This window comes from Hymenobacter ginkgonis, from assembly GCF_009755225.1.
Taxonomy (GTDB): Bacteria; Bacteroidota; Bacteroidia; order Cytophagales; family Hymenobacteraceae; genus Hymenobacter; species Hymenobacter ginkgonis.
On record NZ_WQKZ01000002.1, the window covers coordinates 12,671 to 27,054 of the forward strand.

Sequence of the window (14,384 nt, forward strand, 5' to 3'; positions counted from 1 at the left end):
TGGGTGTTTCGTGCCGACCTTTGCCCTCGCCTTCATCCCCGGCTTTTTTCTATGTCTGCCTCCCCCGGCCTCAAGCGCCGCCTGGGTCTGCTCTCACTCGTTGTGAGTGTAGCCTTGGTGCTTACCAAGTTTTACGCCTACCGCCTCACCCATTCGCAAGTGGTGCTGACGGATGCCTTGGAAAGCATTATCAACGTGTTTACCAGCGGATTTGCACTGTATAGCCTCTACCTAGCCGACCTACCCAAGGACGAAAACCATCCCTACGGCCACGGCAAAATTGAGTACCTCTCGGTGGGGTTTGAGGGCGCGCTTATTTTTATTGCGGGCGCCTTTATTCTCTACAGCGCTTCGCTGAGCTTCTTGCACCCGCATCCCGTGGCGCAGCCCGACTGGGGCGTGGCGCTGCTGGCGAGCACGGCGCTGGTCAACTTCGGCCTCGGGTTGTGGCTGGTGCGGGCTGGGCGGCGCGTGCAGTCGGTGGCGTTGGTCGGCGATGGGCAGCACCTCTACATTGATGCGCTCACGAGTATTGTATCGTCGGGCGCGCTGCTGCTGGTGTATTTCACCGACGTGCTGCGCTTCGATGCGGGCGCGGCACTGCTGCTGGGCGGCTTCATTTTATACAACGGCTACCGCATGCTGCGCAGCGCCGTGGGCGGCCTAATGGACGAAACAGATTCCTCCACCGTAGCCGAAATTATTGCCGAATTGCAGCGCCTGCGCCGCCCAGCCTGGATAGATGTGCACAACCTACGCGTGCAGCGCTACGGGGCCAACCTGCACATCGACTGCCACATGCAGATGCCCTATTACTTCTCGCTCGAGCGCATCCACACCGAGTTGCACGAGATTGAGGAGTTGATTCGGGCCCGCTTTGCGGCAGTGGAAGTCGAGATGTTTGTGCACGCCGACCCGTGTTCGTTTGCGGCTTGCTCGCTGTGCCACATGCCCGACTGCCCAGTGCGCCACCATGCTTTCCAGCACGAAGTAGTGTGGGATTTGCACAACGCCATGCGCGACGAGCGCCACCACCTAGCCAAATAGCAAGGAGCAGTGAGCAGTGAGTAAAGGACCGTTCCCTGTTCTATTATTTCGCCGGGCTGGTCCATTTGCTATCTGTCACGCGGAAACGCCAGGGTAGGGCCACGGCTTCGGTACCGGCGTACTCAAGGCCCACGCGCGAGCTGGCCGTAATATTTTCATTTTCAACAACCTCCCCAGCATCTTCTAGCCAAATGCGAGGGCCCGTGAGCAGCTCGCCATTGAAGGTCGGCGCTAGGCCCAGCGCTTGGCTCAGCACGCCGGGGCCGGCGGTGAGGTTACGGGCTAGCTTGGTTAACCCACGGCGGCGCAGCATTATTTCTACTCCTTCGAGCGGCTCAATGGCCCGGATAAGCACCGCGTCGGGGTGCTCAGCATCGTTCACGGTGAGGTTGAAAAGCGTGTGCACCCGGTACACGGTGTAGAGGTAGGCGTGGCCGCCGGGCTGGTACAGGGCCTGCGCCTGGCGCTTTTTGCGCTGCAAGTGCAGCGTAATAGAAGGGTCGCCCTCGTGCCGATAAGCCTCGGTTTCGACGATGCGGCCGGTCGTTAGCTCGCCTTCAATGCGGGTGCAGACGTGCTTGCCAAGCAGCTCGCGGGCGATGGCAAGCACATCGGGGCGCTGGTAGAATTCGAGGGGTAGGAGCACGGGCAATACGCAACTGTGAATGCGGGCGCAACGGCAGATGCTGGTTAATAGTTACCTTTGCCCCCGCCACGGTGACCAACCTCCTACCCACGGAGCGCGGTTGAAAAGGGAATCCGGTTCAAAGCCGGAGCTGTCCCCGCAACTGTACGCGCTACATCGGGGTGGGCACCCCACGCCACTGCCAGCGGCGGCTATCAGCTTGATAGCCAATGCAGCGGGAAGGCCGCCCACCCGGCAGCGCAAGCCAGGAGACCTGCCAGGGCACTTACTAGGTTCAGCGCTCGCGGAGGACGAGCGGAGAATGAAAGCGCCTACCCCCTACGGCCCGCTTAAGGCCAACGGAGGGTAATTGCTCTCGGCCTCAGCCTCGCGGTGGTTAGCAGCTTCGGCGACTAATCTATTGCCGGGTTTTGGACTGAATTTTCGCTTGAAAATTTAGTTCGTGTTGATTTTTAATTATTTACAAACAAGTTTTGGTAGCCTCACCCGCTGGTGGGCAAGCTGTGCCCTGGCGAGTGGCCTCTTGGTAGCCAGCGCTTTGCCTACGCAGGGGCAAACCAGCCCTACCCCCCTGCCCGGCCGCGACACCCTAACTACCCGCGCCCACCGGCTACCCGAGGCGCAGGTGCGCGCCGTGCGGCCCGAGCGCTTTGCCGTGGGCAGCCGCCGCCTAGAAGTAGACTCGGCCGTGCTGGCGCAGTACCGCGGCGGCACCGCCACCGATGTCCTCGGGAGCCGGCTGGGGCTATACATCAAGAACTACGGGCCGGGGCAGTTGGCCACTATTTCGTTGCGCGGTACGTCGTCGCAGCACACGGCTGTGCTCTGGAATGGGCTAAATATCATGCTGCCCACGCTGGGCCAAAACGACTTATCGCTCCTACCTATCAGCGGGAACACACAGCTTTCAGTACAGCCCGGCCCGGCCGCGGCGCTCTATGGCAGCGGCGCCGTGGGCGGGGCCATTGTGCTGCGCACCGAGCCCGATTGGCGGCCCGGCCTGCGCGGCAGCGTGCAAGCCGATGCTGGCAGCTTCGGCTTGCGCGGCGGCAATGTAGAAGCTCGTGCGGCTACCCCCACGCTGGCCGTGCGCGTGGCCGCTAGCTACCGCGAAGCCCAAAATAATTATCCGTACCTGGTGCGCGAGCCCACTGGCCTGGCGCGCTACACCATGCAAAATGCGGCCCTGCGCCACCAGTGGAGCTTCAGCCCCGACCTGGCGTGGCGCGTAGGCACGGCCGGCGAACTTACGGCCTCGGTGTGGCTGACCGATACCGACCGCGAAATTCAGCAGGGCACCAGCGTGGCCGGCTCTAACGCCCGCGAGGTCGACCAGAGCCGCCGCTTGGTGCTGGGCTACCGGCGCGCCACCAGCCACGGCGGGCAGTGGTCGGTGCGCGGCGCATGGTTTGAAGACATTATCAATTACTCCGACCAGGGTGCCATCAGCAACTCGCGGGTGCGCACCACCCAAAGCCAAGCCGACTACACGGCCCCACTGGGCCAACGCGCCAGCCTGCGCTTGGGCGTAGAAGCCCAGCACTTTGGTGCTGTGGTCGATGGTTACGGCGACGAGCCAATCACCGAAAACCGGGCCGCTGCCTTCGCCCTGCTGCGCTACGACCCGCGCCCTACCCTTCGCCTATCGGCCAACCTGCGCCAGGCGGCGCTGCCGGCCGGCCTAGCGCCCCTTACGCCCACGGTGGGCCTGGAGTGGGATTTTTACCAGCCTATTGCAACGGCTGCCGACTCCCTACCCCCCGCCGCGCGGCCGGGCCTCACACTTAAGGCCAGCGCGGCGCGCACCTACCGCGCCCCTACCCTAAACGAGCGCTACTGGCGCCCCGGCGGCAACCCCGACTTGCTGGCCGAAGCGGGCGGCGGCTACGAGGTAGGCGTGCGCCACCGCTTGGGCACGGCCGCGCACCTGGCCCTCGAAACGGAGCTAACTACCTTTTACCAGTTGGTAGACAACTGGGTACAGTGGTTGCCTCTAGGCGCGGGCGGCACCTACACACCGCGCAATTTGCGCCAGGTGTGTAGCCAGGGCCTCGAAGCCAGCTCGGTCCTGCGCCTGCGCCAGGGCCGCTACCGCGCGGCAGTGCGGGCCAGCTACAGCCTCACCCAAACCGAAAAAACGCAGGGCGTAGCCGCCGATACCGACCCCGTGGGCGTGCAGCTGGCCTACGTGCCGCTACACCGCGCCAGCCTCAGCACCGACCACGCGTGGCGCGGCTGGCTGGCCAGCGCGGCGTTCACCTTCAGCAGCTTCGCTTACACCGATGCATCGGCCAGCAGCTTTTTGCCGGCTGTGGGGTTGCTGGGGGCCACGCTGGGCCGCACCGTGCCCCTACCCCATCGCACCGGCCTCACGCTGTTTGTGCAAAGCACTAACCTGCTCAACCGCACTTACGACAGCTACCCGGCCCGGCCCGCGCCGCCGCGCGCGTTCAGCGTCAGCCTGCGCTTCGATTATCATTGATTTTGACCCTTTTACAATTTCCTTTTTAGCTGATTGAACTCGGCACTTTTCTTTCCCTATGAAAAAATCTCTGCTTGCCTTATTGCTAGGAGCCACCGTGCTGGTGGGCTGCGACCCCAAAAACGAGGACACCGGCCCTTCGGTGCCTTCTTCGCCGGGCGTTTATATTCTCAGCGAAGGCCAGTTTGGCAAGGGCGACGGCACCATTAGCGCCTTTGGTACCACCAGCAAAGCCTTGCTGACGGATGCCTTTAGCACAATTAACAACGGCGCAGCGCTCGGCGACGTGATACAGGACATGGGCATTGCGGGCACGCAGGGCTACATCTGCGTCAATGCTTCCAATAAAGTAGAAGTTGTGAGCGTCCCCGATTTTAAGTCTCTTGCAACTATCCGCAACATCCGGCAGCCGCGCTATTTTGCCGCTACGTCGGCCACGCGGGGCTACGTTACGTCGTGGCGCGGGCCCTATACCAACTACCAGCCCGGCAAGGTGATGGTGCTGAACCTAACCACCAACACGGTTATCGACAGCATCACGGTAGGCCGCTGCCCTGAGCAGCTCATTGCGCTCAATGGCCTATTGTATGTTCCTAATAGCTACGATAATACGGTATCGATTATTGATGCGGCTACCAATAAAGTAACCTCTACTATCACTGTCAGCGATGGCCCACGCAACGTGGTGGCCGACCAAGCCAACAACCTCTGGGCGCTGTGCTCGGGCTTCACGGTCTACAATACGTCGGCGCCGTACAACGTCATCAGCAGCACGCCGGCCGCCTTGGTACGCTTCGCGGCGGCCAGCCCGGCCACGCAGCTGAAGCTGGCTTTTAGCGGAAGTAGCCCCCACCAACTGCGCATTAGCCCCGACAAAACGCAGCTGTATTACGGTTTTAACGGGGCCGAGTACAAGATGAGTACGACGGCGACAGCGCTGCCCACCACGCCCTTTATGCGCCGCGATTTCAACGGCTTTGGCATCGACCCGCGCGACAACACCCTTTATGGGGCTGTTTCTACGGGTTACACTACCAATGGCTACTTCCTGCACTACCCAGCCGCCGGCGGCAAGGTTATCGATTCGGTTACAGTAAAAGTAGGCCCCAATGGCTTCGTATTTTATTAGCCTGGCGCGGCCCAGCCGCTGTATATAGCTCCACCAAAAAGGGCTGCCCCAGCGTTGGGGCAGCCCTTTTTGGTGGGCCGGTTGGCCACGTGCCTAGTCGGCTATGCCATCGTGGTTGCGGTCGATGGCCCGGTCGGTCGAGTTAAAAATTTGCTTACCGGTAGGCCGGTGAACCGTGTCGCGGCTAATGCCGGCGGCCAGCGAGTCGCCGTTGCTGGTTTTGCTACCGTTGGCATCGCCACTGTTGTCACCGGTTCGGGAAGGCTCGGTGTTCGATTCCATCTTCTTAGCCGAGCCCCGCTCGACGTTGGTATCGCCAGCTTTAGTACCTGAGTTGCAGGCGCTCAGGGCGAGGGGTAGGGCCACGGCCAGCCCGAGCAGGCGGAAGGTATGGGTCTTCATAAAGGAAAGAAAAAGAAATGCTACCCCAATGGGTAGCTCAGCGTGAGAAAAAATGGAACGCGCAACGTAACGGCGAAGCTACTGCCTCGCCGCTGCCTGCCCATACCGCAAAATGCCAGTGCGGGTTGTGGTGCTCCAAGCGGCAGCGGCGTGCTACTTGCGCGCCCGGCGGTAAATTTGCCCGTCAATGGCCCGTTCTGCTACGTTATCCCGCTCCCAACGCCTGCGCCAGCGCCTGGCGGCCTACCGCTGGCAGCGCGTAGGCTGGCTAGCAGGCGTCAGCCTAAGTATCAGCTTAGCGCTGGTTCTGTATTTATTTGGCGCCGAAGACCACTTTTTTGGTCGCCTCTTTTCGGCGTTTTTCGTATGGTTCTGGCTACTGGCTGTTACTTTTCTGGCCGTAATCCCGTTTATTGGGTGGGCAACCACCCATTGGTTCGGGTCGGGCTGGTCGGGTAAGGCCACTCCGCCGGCCAAACGGCGGGCGCCTACCCCCCCTGCTTCAACCGCGCGCCCAGCGGCGGCGCGCCGGTCCTCCACTTCATCTACTTAATTCTACTCCGTTGAAAACCAATTTGCTGCACATCAAAAATATGGTTTGCCCCCGTTGCGTGGAGGCGGTTCAGAATTTATTGGTAAAGGCTGGCTACGAGCCAATGGCTGTTACCCTGGGCCAAGCTCGCCTGGCGCCCAGCTCACCCGTTGACCCCCGCGCCGTAGCGCCATTGCTGCGCGAAGCGGGCTTTGATGTGCTACTGGACCGGGCCGAGCAGCTGACTGAACAAATCAAAGGGGTACTACAGGAGTACTTAGAGCATTTGCGTACCGCGCCGGCGCCGCTCACTACTTCGGCTTTTCTGGCCGACCGCTTTGCCACTACCTATTCGCACTTGAGTAAAGTGTTTTCGCGCACGGCCAATCTCACTATTGAGAAGTACCTCATTCGCATGAAAATAGAACGCGTGAAAGAGCTGCTCAGCTACGGCGAAATGACGCTAGTGCAGATTGCCGACCAGCTGCGCTACAGCTCGGGCCAGCACCTGAGCAACCAGTTTCGGCAAGTGACGGGCCGCTCGGTGAGCGAGTTTCGCCGCCTTATGCAGCCCGACCGCCTCTCGCTAGATTCGCTCGGCTAGCCTGTTCTAAAGCATCAGTACCAGCAACAAGTGCGGCCCGCTTGCTATCACCTAGGCGATGGCAAGCGGGACGCACTTGTTGGCAGTTATTCTAGGTTGCCCTACCCCACTACCGACTGGGTAGGGGCCAAGCGGCTTTTTGGCTTTTTCTTGCGCGTGCGGTTTAGCCACAGCAGCACGCCCGTAACCGGAAATGTGAGGCTGATGAGGGCGATAACAAACACCAGTATTTTGGTCCAAATACCGCCAATTTCGCCAGTATGCAGCGGTTTTGTTAGGCGGCGCAGCTGGTTGCCGGCCGACTGCCGGCTGTACAAATGCTGGCCCAATACAGCCCCCGTATTACGGTCTACAAATAAGGTATCCAAGCCATTATGGCGCAGCGGCAGCGCGCTAGGCGCGCTCACTGGCACGGCGGCTATTGAGTCCTTGGGCTGCCCCACGCGCCAAAACTCGGCCTGCGGGTAAGTGCGCCGGCCAGTTTGCAGCGCTGCATCGTAGGCAATGCGTTTGGCGCCGGGCACGTAGGCCGAAACTGGCGCCGCAATGCCCACCGTGGGCTTAGAACTCGTCACCCAAAACAGGCTTTCGGTAGCCCAACGGTACGACATGATAACACCCGTAAGCGCCAATCCAAGTAAGAACAGCGAGCAGTAAAAGCCCAGCACAATGTGCAGGTCGTGGTTGATGCGCTTCCAATTACCATCCCACTTAATGCGCAGGCGCCCCGTCAGCATTTGACGCGTTTTAGGCCACCACAACACAATACCCGTGGCCGTGATGAAGAGGATAAAAATGGCTGAGATGCCCGTTAGCATCTTACCCACCTCGCCAGCCAGCAAGCGGCGGTGGGCATCCTCAGCCACCGAGAATAGCGTGCGTTCCTGAGCATCTAAGGTGCCTACAACTTGGCCCGTATAGGGGTTGAGGAAGGCCGTGCTGCTGCGTTCGGGGCGGCCCTTTCCTCTTTCGCCGGGGCCGCGGCCACCGGGCTTTTGCCCACGCCCGCGCTCGATAGCATCGGGGCCTTCGCGGCGCATGGCGTTGGGGCCATCAGGGCCAAAGCGGCCGGCCGCTTTGGCTTTGGGGTCTTTAAAGCTCAGCTCTACCGTACGCGTTGGTTCGGCGTACACCTTGAAGCCAAGCACTTTATCCTTGGGGTGAGTTTGCTGAAAAGCCGCCGTAAGCTGTGCCAGCGAGAGGGGGGTAGCCGCCGCGGGCACCGCCACCTCGTAGCGCTCGGCATGCAGTAGGTGGGTTATTTCTTCTTCAAAAACCAGAATGGTACCCGTGAGACATTGCACAAAGAAAACCAAGCCAGCAGCAAAGGCCAAGTAGAGGTGAATACGGCGAAAAAATACTGTCATTACGGTGAAGGCAAACAAATTGAACCGCAATTTAGAATGAATTCAAATAAACATCAGCGTTCTACTCGGCAAAATCCGCAAATTCCTCTATCAAGCTGGTAATAACGACCGACCGCTGCCTATGCACACCCCACGTAGCTTGGCTGGTAGGCCTACCCCCTCAATCGCAGCGCAGGTAGGGCTGCAAGCGCAGAAAGGATTCAGGCTTGAGAATTTTAATCTGCCGCAAATCTTCTGGCGTTTTGTAGGGGCCGTGCTGCGTACGAAAGGCCACAATAAGGCGCGCCAAAGGCTTGCCTACGTAAGGATGCGGCCACAATTCGTCGAAAGTGGCCGAGTTGAGGTGCACCGGCCGGGGCGCGAAACCAGGCGCTACAAAGGTGTATTTGCGCAGGCTATCCACGAGGTCAGGCGCATCGCGCAGCATGAAATAATCGCTTAGCTGGCTTTCGCTCACAAAACCGCCGAGTTCGGCACGGTGCTTCACCAGGCCTTTGGCGCGGCCCCGGCCGATACCTTTTATCTGCATCAACTGCGTGGTATCGGCTTGGTTGAGGTCGAAAGGCTGCAAATGCGCTGGCTTGCGTGGCATCCGAGTCGGGAAAGCTCCCGCAGCATTATCGGCATACGGGCGGCTGGCGTAGGCACCCCGCGCTGGCAGTTCGGTGGGCAACTGCATAAATGGCGCTAAGCGCTGGTACACCGAATCGGGCAGCCCATAAATACGCTGAATCTGGCTTTTAACTCGAAAACCACCCGCCTTCTGGCCATAATTGACAATGCGCCCCGCCACGAAGTGCGGCACGCCCCGCACCTCCCACTCGCTAGCCACCAAGGCGTTGGGGTCGAAAGAAGCTAGCGATACCTGCGGTACCCTTGGGTACTGGTCCCTACCCCCTCCTGTGCGCCGAGCGGGGTAGCGCGCCGCATAAGCTCGGCGCTCGGCGGCTTGGCCAGAGTCGAGGCGGGTAGCCAGACTGGCGGCCCACTGGTTGAGTTGGTGCTGGTCGGCCTCGGGCAAATACACTGGCGCGGCTGGGCGCAACAATACGGGCACTACCGCCGCTACCAAAGCCAGCACCACGAGCACCACAAAGCCTCGATTTTCGGCCCGCGAAAAGCCAAAGTAGCGCCGCAGCCAGCGCCAGACCGGCCCCCTACCCCAAGGCGTGCGCGGTGGGCGGGGCGGCGGCTGAACGAGAGGCATGAAGGGCAGGCTAGAATATTGCTACTCCTATGCAGCAGCCTGCAAGTATAGCGAGGCCTGAGAATATTCCGGCGCGGTCCGCTTATTTTAACGTTGCCTTAAGCCTTGGCGGCTACCGGCTGGTAGAGCTTAATAAGTTGAGCAGCGGCAAAATCTACTTCCTCCATCGTGTTGAGCCGGCTCATCGAAAGGCGCACGGTGGGGCGCTCGGGGTCGGCGCCCAGGGCTTCAAGCACGTGCGAGCCTAGCTGCGCGCCGCTCGTGCAAGCCGAACCACCGGAGGCAGCTACCTTGTTAATATCCAGGCTAAAAAGCAGCATCTCGCTGATGCTAGAAGGGGGTAGACTTACGCTCAACACCGTGTAGAGACTTTGGTCAGCCTCGGCCGACAAGCCATTAAAGCGCACGTCTTCGATGCCAGCTTGCAGCTGCCTGATGAACCGGTCTTTCAGCCCTTGGATATACTGCTGGTGGGCAGCCATGTCGCGGCAGGCAATTTCGAGGGCCTTTGCCAAGCCCACGATGCCATACACGTTCTCAGTGCCCGAGCGCACATTGCGTTCTTGCGAGCCACCGTGAATGAGCGGGGCCACATCGACTCCGCCCCGCCGGTACAAAAACCCTACCCCTTTCGGCCCGTGAAACTTATGCGCCGAACCTACCAGGAAGTGGTTAGTGAGCTGCTGCACATCGTGGGGGTAGTGGCCCATCGTTTGCACCGTATCGGTATGAAATATGGCATTATAGCGCGCGCATATTTCGCCGATAGCCTTGATGTCGTTGAGGTTACCCAACTCATTATTGCCGTGCATGAGGCTCACCAGCGTGCGCGGGTGCGTGGCCAGTAGCTCTTCCAAATGGGCCAGGTCGAGGCGGCCTTGGGCATCGTGGCGCAGGTAGCTCAGCTCGGTTTCGCCGTTTTTGGCCAAGACTTGCATAGGATGCAGCACCGCGTGGTGTTCGAGCGGCGACGTAATGGCGTGGCGCAATCCCAACGAACGTACGCTGCCGAAAATAGCGTAGTTATCAGCCTCCGTGCCCCCCGACGTAAACGTGATTTCGCTGGGGGCAGCATTCACCAATTGCGCCACCGTTTTACGCGCTACCTCAATAGCCGAGCGCACCTGCCGGCCCGGCCCGTGCAGCGAGCTGGGGTTGCCGTGGTGCTCCCGCAGGTAGGGTAGCATGGCATCCAGCACTTCGGGGTCGAGGGGGGTAGTGGCGGCGTTATCGAAGTAAGCGTGCATAGGTAGAGCAGGCACTAGCTTGCCTTTATAGTGAATCCAGAATAGCTATTAGTCGGCAAGCTACCGCTCACCTTATCAACTACTTCACCAATATTATTTCTTTAATATCAGCAATGATTTTCTGAGCCAAATGCTCGGCCGTGGCATTGGAGTCCGACTCGGCATAAATGCGGATAATAGGCTCGGTGTTTGACTTACGCAAGTGTACCCACTCCTTACCAAACTCAATTTTGACGCCGTCGATGGTATTTACGGGCTGCTTGGCGTAGCGCTGCTCCATTTGCGTCAGCACTAAATCGGTATCGATATCGGGGGTAAGCTCGATTTTATTTTTCGAGATAAAATAGCTGGGGTAGGAATTGCGCAGCCGGCTCATAGTGAGACCCGACTTAGCCAAGTGCGTCAGAAACAGTGCAATACCTACCAACGCATCGCGGCCGTAGTGCAGTTCGGGGAAGATGATGCCCCCGTTGCCCTCCCCCCCAATAACAGCGTTGGTTTCCTTCATTTTAGTTACCACGTTCACCTCGCCCACGGCGGCGGCAGTGTAGGTGCCACCGTGCTTTTCGGTCACGTCGTGCAGGGCGCGGGTGCTGCTTAGGTTGCTCACGGTGTTGCCACCGCCGCGTTGGCCCAGCACGTAGTCGGCCACGGCCACCAGCGTGTACTCTTCGCCAAACATCTCGCCGTTCTCGCTCACCAGCGCCAGGCGGTCCACGTCGGGGTCTACCACAATACCGAGGTCGAAGCCGCCCTTTTCGAGCACCTTGGCAATGTCGCGCAGGTGTTCAGGCAGCGGCTCGGGGTTGTGGGCAAAGTCGCCGGTGGGCTCACAATGCAGCTTTTCGATGGTTTCTACCCCCAGGGCCGTCAGCAATTGCGGCACCGCGAAGCCGCCGCTGCTATTTACAGCGTCCACCACCACCCGGAAATTGTGGGCTTTAATGGCCGCCACATCCACCAGCGGCGAAGCGAGAATAGCGGCGATATGCTCAGCCAGAAATTCAGTATCCGTAGTGTAGCTGCCGAGTTTGGTGACGGAAGCAAAGTCAAAGCTCTCACTATCAGCTAGTGCTAGCACCTGTTCGCCGTCGGCAGCCGAGATAAACTCGCCGGTCGCGTTCAACAGCTTTAGCGCATTCCACTGCTTGGGGTTGTGCGAAGCTGTGAGGATAATGCCACCCGCTGCGTTTTTAGCCGGCACGGCCATCTCAACAGTAGGCGTAGTGCTCAGGCCCAAGTCGAGCACATCGAGGCCCAGCCCTTGCAACGTGGCGGCTACCAGCCGGCTCACCATTTCGCCCGAAATTCGGGCATCACGTCCAATAATGATAAGCTTGCTGCCCGATTGCTGGGCGGCGGCCCAGGTGCCGTAGGCGGCGGCATACTTTACCACGTCGAGGGGGGTAAGGCCCTGGCCGGCCGGCCCACCAATGGTGCCGCGGATGCCGGAAATAGATTTTATGAGGGTCACAGGTTGTCTTTGTTAGCTTTGCAAAAGTAGGCAGGGTAGGCGGTTGTTAGCCGGTTTTTGCTGCGCTTGCTTGGCCGTTCGCCTAGATTCGCCTACCCCCTTGGTCGGCCATTAGGCCACCTCAACCGACGCCCCAGCCCTTTTCACCGACGAGCAGTGCTCTACTCTCCTGCTTAGTTTTTTATGGAAAACCCACTGCTTGCCCCCACCCGCCGCCCGGCGCAACTCGAAGCCTTTGGCCGCCTGCTAGATGTGCTCGACCGCTTGCGCTTAGAATGCCCCTGGGATAAGAAGCAAACGCTTGAAAGCCTGCGCCATCTCACAATTGAAGAAACGTATGAGATAAGCGATGCCATTCTGCGCCAAGACCTGCCCGACCTCAAAAAGGAATTGGGCGACGTGCTGCTACATCTGCTTTTTTACGCCCGCATTGCCGCTGAGCAGGGCGCCTTCGACATCGCCGATGCCCTAAATGCACAGTGCGAAAAGCTGATTTATCGCCACCCGCACATCTATGGCGACGTGCGTGCCGACGATGAAGCGGCCGTTAAGCGCAATTGGGAGCAACTGAAGCTGAAGGAAAAGGGCAATACCGGCGGCGTATTGGGCGGCGTACCAACCTCCCTACCCGCCCTGATTAAGGCAATGCGCATTCAGGAAAAAGCGCGTGGGGCAGGTTTCGATTTTGAAAACCCAGCTCAGGTATGGGGCAAAGTGCAGGAGGAACTGGCCGAGTTTGGCCAAGAATACGGCCACGGCCAGCCCCCAACCGACGCGGCCCACGCCGAACGGGCCGCGCAGGAGTTTGGCGACCTACTCTTTTCGCTGGTCAATTTCGCGCGTTTCGCCGGTATCAACCCTGAAGAGGCTTTAGAGCGCACTAATCGTAAATTTATTGGCCGCTTTCAGCACCTAGAGGCGGCGGCGGCACGCGCAGGCCAGTCGCTGGCTTCGCTCACTTTAGCTGAAATGGATGTCTACTGGGAAGAAGCCAAACGCCAAGCCAACCTTACCCCCTAGCCCAACCTTAGCCTAGGAGTTGCCGTTCGCCTCTTCATGAGAAAAATAGCTAGGATGAGCGCACTAATTAGTTAAAACTTAGACTTGTTTCAATAACTTTCCGACGCAGAATAAGACAGGTCCAGCAAAAAAAAATTCAACTTAGCAGCTATTTTCATGGCTTCGGCGTAGATTCGGCCCCGAAAGTCCCACAAGCTGGCTAGTTATTTATCGGCTGGCACCGGCGTTTTGGCTCATTTTCCGCTTCATCTTTACCTTCACCCAACCAACCCCCACCTCCTACATTTCCCGAACACATGGAACAGAAAAATGCTGTAAACCCGAGCGCTCGGCCCGCTGCGCCGGCCGCCCCCAAGGCTGCACCTGCTCAAAGCAGCGGTGGTGGCTCACTGTTTTCGGTTATCGTTATCGTTCTCAGCTTTATTATCAGTGTACTGATTTTTAAATTTGTACTGGGCGACCCGAGTCACTTCTTGGGCAACAACCCCGAGAACAACCCAAAGCCTGGTGACTACCTGGGCATTGTGCACAGCGGCGGCCCTATCGTACCGGTGCTGATGACCATGCTGCTCTGCGTTATCACCTTCGCCATTGAGCGGGCACTCACTATCTCGAAAGCTAAAGGCAGCAAGAGCATCGAAACTTTCGTGCGCTCGGTACGCCAGAAGCTGAATGTGAACGACATCAGCGGTGCTATTGCCCTTTGCGACCAGCAAAAAGGTTCGGTAGCTAACGTAGTACGCGCTGGCCTGAAGAAATATCAGGAAATGGGCCGCGAAACCACGATGAATACCGACCAGCGCGTTCTGGCCATCCAGAAAGAAATCGAGGAAAGCACTGCCTTGGAACTGCCAATGCTGGAGAAGAACTTGGTTATCATCTCGACTATTGCCTCGGTTGCTACGCTGACCGGTCTGCTCGGCACGGTATTCGGCATGATTAAGGCCTTCTCGGCTCTTGCCCAAGCTGGTAACCCTGATGCTACTGCTCTGGCAACTGGTATCTCGGAAGCACTTATCAACACGGCACTTGGTATCGGTACCTCGGCCTTGGCTATCGTGGGGTATAACTACTTCACCAGCAAAATTGACGAGTTGACTTACAGCATCGATGAAGCCGGCTTCAGCATCATCCAAACCTTCGCTGCCCAGCACGGCAACAAAGGCCAAGAGTCGTAAGCACTGGCACAAAAAGAGGGGCGGTAGCGTTATCCGCGCCACCGCCCCA

General features: G+C 59.1%; 13 protein-coding genes and 1 riboswitch. Of the genes, 7 read left to right on the plus strand and 6 right to left on the minus strand.

Features of this window, described 5'->3' with window-relative positions; genetic code table 11:
* The first annotated feature begins 51 nt into the window (after positions 1-51).
* Positions 52-1,047: a cation diffusion facilitator family transporter gene (locus GO988_RS05840; RefSeq protein ID WP_157562918.1), complete on the plus strand. Its 996-nt coding sequence runs from the start codon at positions 52-54 to the stop codon at positions 1,045-1,047.
* A gap of 43 nt (positions 1,048-1,090) precedes the next feature.
* Here GO988_RS05840 and GO988_RS05845 read toward each other — a convergent pair whose 3' ends face one another.
* A complete protein-coding gene (locus GO988_RS05845; protein ID WP_317164801.1) occupies positions 1,091-1,693 on the minus strand; it encodes a DNA-3-methyladenine glycosylase in 603 nt (200 codons plus the stop codon).
* Positions 1,694-1,745: 52 nt separating this feature from the next.
* Positions 1,746-1,968: riboswitch (cobalamin riboswitch) on the plus strand.
* Positions 1,969-2,231: 263 nt separating this feature from the next.
* Between GO988_RS05845 and GO988_RS05850 the strand changes: the two genes are divergently transcribed.
* Positions 2,232-4,175 (plus strand): TonB-dependent receptor, encoded by a 1,944-nt coding sequence (locus GO988_RS05850; RefSeq protein ID WP_198172536.1) that lies wholly within the window; start codon positions 2,232-2,234, stop codon positions 4,173-4,175.
* A gap of 58 nt (positions 4,176-4,233) precedes the next feature.
* A complete protein-coding gene (locus tag GO988_RS05855) occupies positions 4,234-5,304 on the plus strand; it encodes a YncE family protein (protein WP_157562927.1) in 1,071 nt (356 codons plus the stop codon).
* Positions 5,305-5,397: 93 nt separating this feature from the next.
* Here the strand turns inward: GO988_RS05855 and GO988_RS05860 are convergent, their stop codons facing one another.
* Positions 5,398-5,706: a hypothetical protein gene (locus GO988_RS05860; protein ID WP_157562930.1), complete on the minus strand. Its 309-nt coding sequence runs from the start codon at positions 5,704-5,706 to the stop codon at positions 5,398-5,400.
* Positions 5,707-5,893: 187 nt separating this feature from the next.
* Between GO988_RS05860 and GO988_RS05865 the strand changes: the two genes are divergently transcribed.
* Complete coding sequence (locus tag GO988_RS05865) at positions 5,894-6,259, plus strand: hypothetical protein (protein ID WP_157562933.1); 366 nt, start codon at positions 5,894-5,896, stop codon at positions 6,257-6,259.
* Between the two features lie 10 nt (positions 6,260-6,269).
* Positions 6,270-6,842 (plus strand): helix-turn-helix domain-containing protein, encoded by a 573-nt coding sequence (locus GO988_RS05870; protein WP_157562936.1) that lies wholly within the window; start codon positions 6,270-6,272, stop codon positions 6,840-6,842.
* A 101-nt stretch (positions 6,843-6,943) separates the two neighbouring features.
* Here GO988_RS05870 and GO988_RS05875 read toward each other — a convergent pair whose 3' ends face one another.
* The 4 genes from GO988_RS05875 to glmM form a co-directional block, all read right to left on the minus strand.
* Positions 6,944-8,209: a PepSY-associated TM helix domain-containing protein gene (locus GO988_RS05875; protein WP_157562939.1), complete on the minus strand. Its 1,266-nt coding sequence runs from the start codon at positions 8,207-8,209 to the stop codon at positions 6,944-6,946.
* 160 nt (positions 8,210-8,369) lie between these two features.
* The gene (locus GO988_RS05880; protein WP_157562940.1) at positions 8,370-9,416 is read right to left on the minus strand and encodes a ComEA family DNA-binding protein; all 1,047 of its coding nucleotides are present in this window, start codon (positions 9,414-9,416) and stop codon (positions 8,370-8,372) included.
* A 98-nt stretch (positions 9,417-9,514) separates the two neighbouring features.
* On the minus strand, positions 9,515-10,663 hold the full coding sequence (locus GO988_RS05885) for a cysteine desulfurase family protein (RefSeq protein ID WP_157562943.1): 1,149 nt from the start codon (positions 10,661-10,663) through the stop codon (positions 9,515-9,517).
* A gap of 79 nt (positions 10,664-10,742) precedes the next feature.
* Complete coding sequence (gene glmM / locus GO988_RS05890) at positions 10,743-12,137, minus strand: phosphoglucosamine mutase (RefSeq protein ID WP_317164802.1); 1,395 nt, start codon at positions 12,135-12,137, stop codon at positions 10,743-10,745.
* A 183-nt stretch (positions 12,138-12,320) separates the two neighbouring features.
* Here glmM and mazG point away from each other — a divergent pair, with 183 nt between their 5' ends.
* Together mazG and GO988_RS05900 are read left to right on the plus strand one after the other, a co-directional pair.
* Positions 12,321-13,157 (plus strand): nucleoside triphosphate pyrophosphohydrolase, encoded by an 837-nt coding sequence (mazG, locus tag GO988_RS05895; RefSeq protein ID WP_157562946.1) that lies wholly within the window; start codon positions 12,321-12,323, stop codon positions 13,155-13,157.
* A gap of 296 nt (positions 13,158-13,453) precedes the next feature.
* Positions 13,454-14,335: a MotA/TolQ/ExbB proton channel family protein gene (locus GO988_RS05900; RefSeq protein WP_157562949.1), complete on the plus strand. Its 882-nt coding sequence runs from the start codon at positions 13,454-13,456 to the stop codon at positions 14,333-14,335.
* Positions 14,336-14,384 lie beyond the last annotated feature (49 nt).

Excerpts from the sequence above, each read along its gene's own strand:
- GO988_RS05900 (WP_157562949.1), top strand. The coding sequence starts at position 13,454 with ATGGAACAGAAAAATGCTGTAAACCCGAGCGCTCGGCCCGCTGCGCCG.
- GO988_RS05875 (WP_157562939.1), bottom strand. The coding sequence starts at position 8,209 with ATGACAGTATTTTTTCGCCGTATTCACCTCTACTTGGCCTTTGCTGCT.
- GO988_RS05860 (WP_157562930.1), bottom strand. The coding sequence starts at position 5,706 with ATGAAGACCCATACCTTCCGCCTGCTCGGGCTGGCCGTGGCCCTACCC.
- GO988_RS05855 (WP_157562927.1), top strand. The coding sequence starts at position 4,234 with ATGAAAAAATCTCTGCTTGCCTTATTGCTAGGAGCCACCGTGCTGGTG.
- GO988_RS05840 (WP_157562918.1), top strand. The coding sequence starts at position 52 with ATGTCTGCCTCCCCCGGCCTCAAGCGCCGCCTGGGTCTGCTCTCACTC.
- mazG (WP_157562946.1), top strand. The coding sequence starts at position 12,321 with ATGGAAAACCCACTGCTTGCCCCCACCCGCCGCCCGGCGCAACTCGAA.
- GO988_RS05865 (WP_157562933.1), top strand. The coding sequence starts at position 5,894 with ATGGCCCGTTCTGCTACGTTATCCCGCTCCCAACGCCTGCGCCAGCGC.
- GO988_RS05885 (WP_157562943.1), bottom strand. The coding sequence starts at position 10,663 with ATGCACGCTTACTTCGATAACGCCGCCACTACCCCCCTCGACCCCGAA.
- GO988_RS05880 (WP_157562940.1), bottom strand. The coding sequence starts at position 9,416 with ATGCCTCTCGTTCAGCCGCCGCCCCGCCCACCGCGCACGCCTTGGGGT.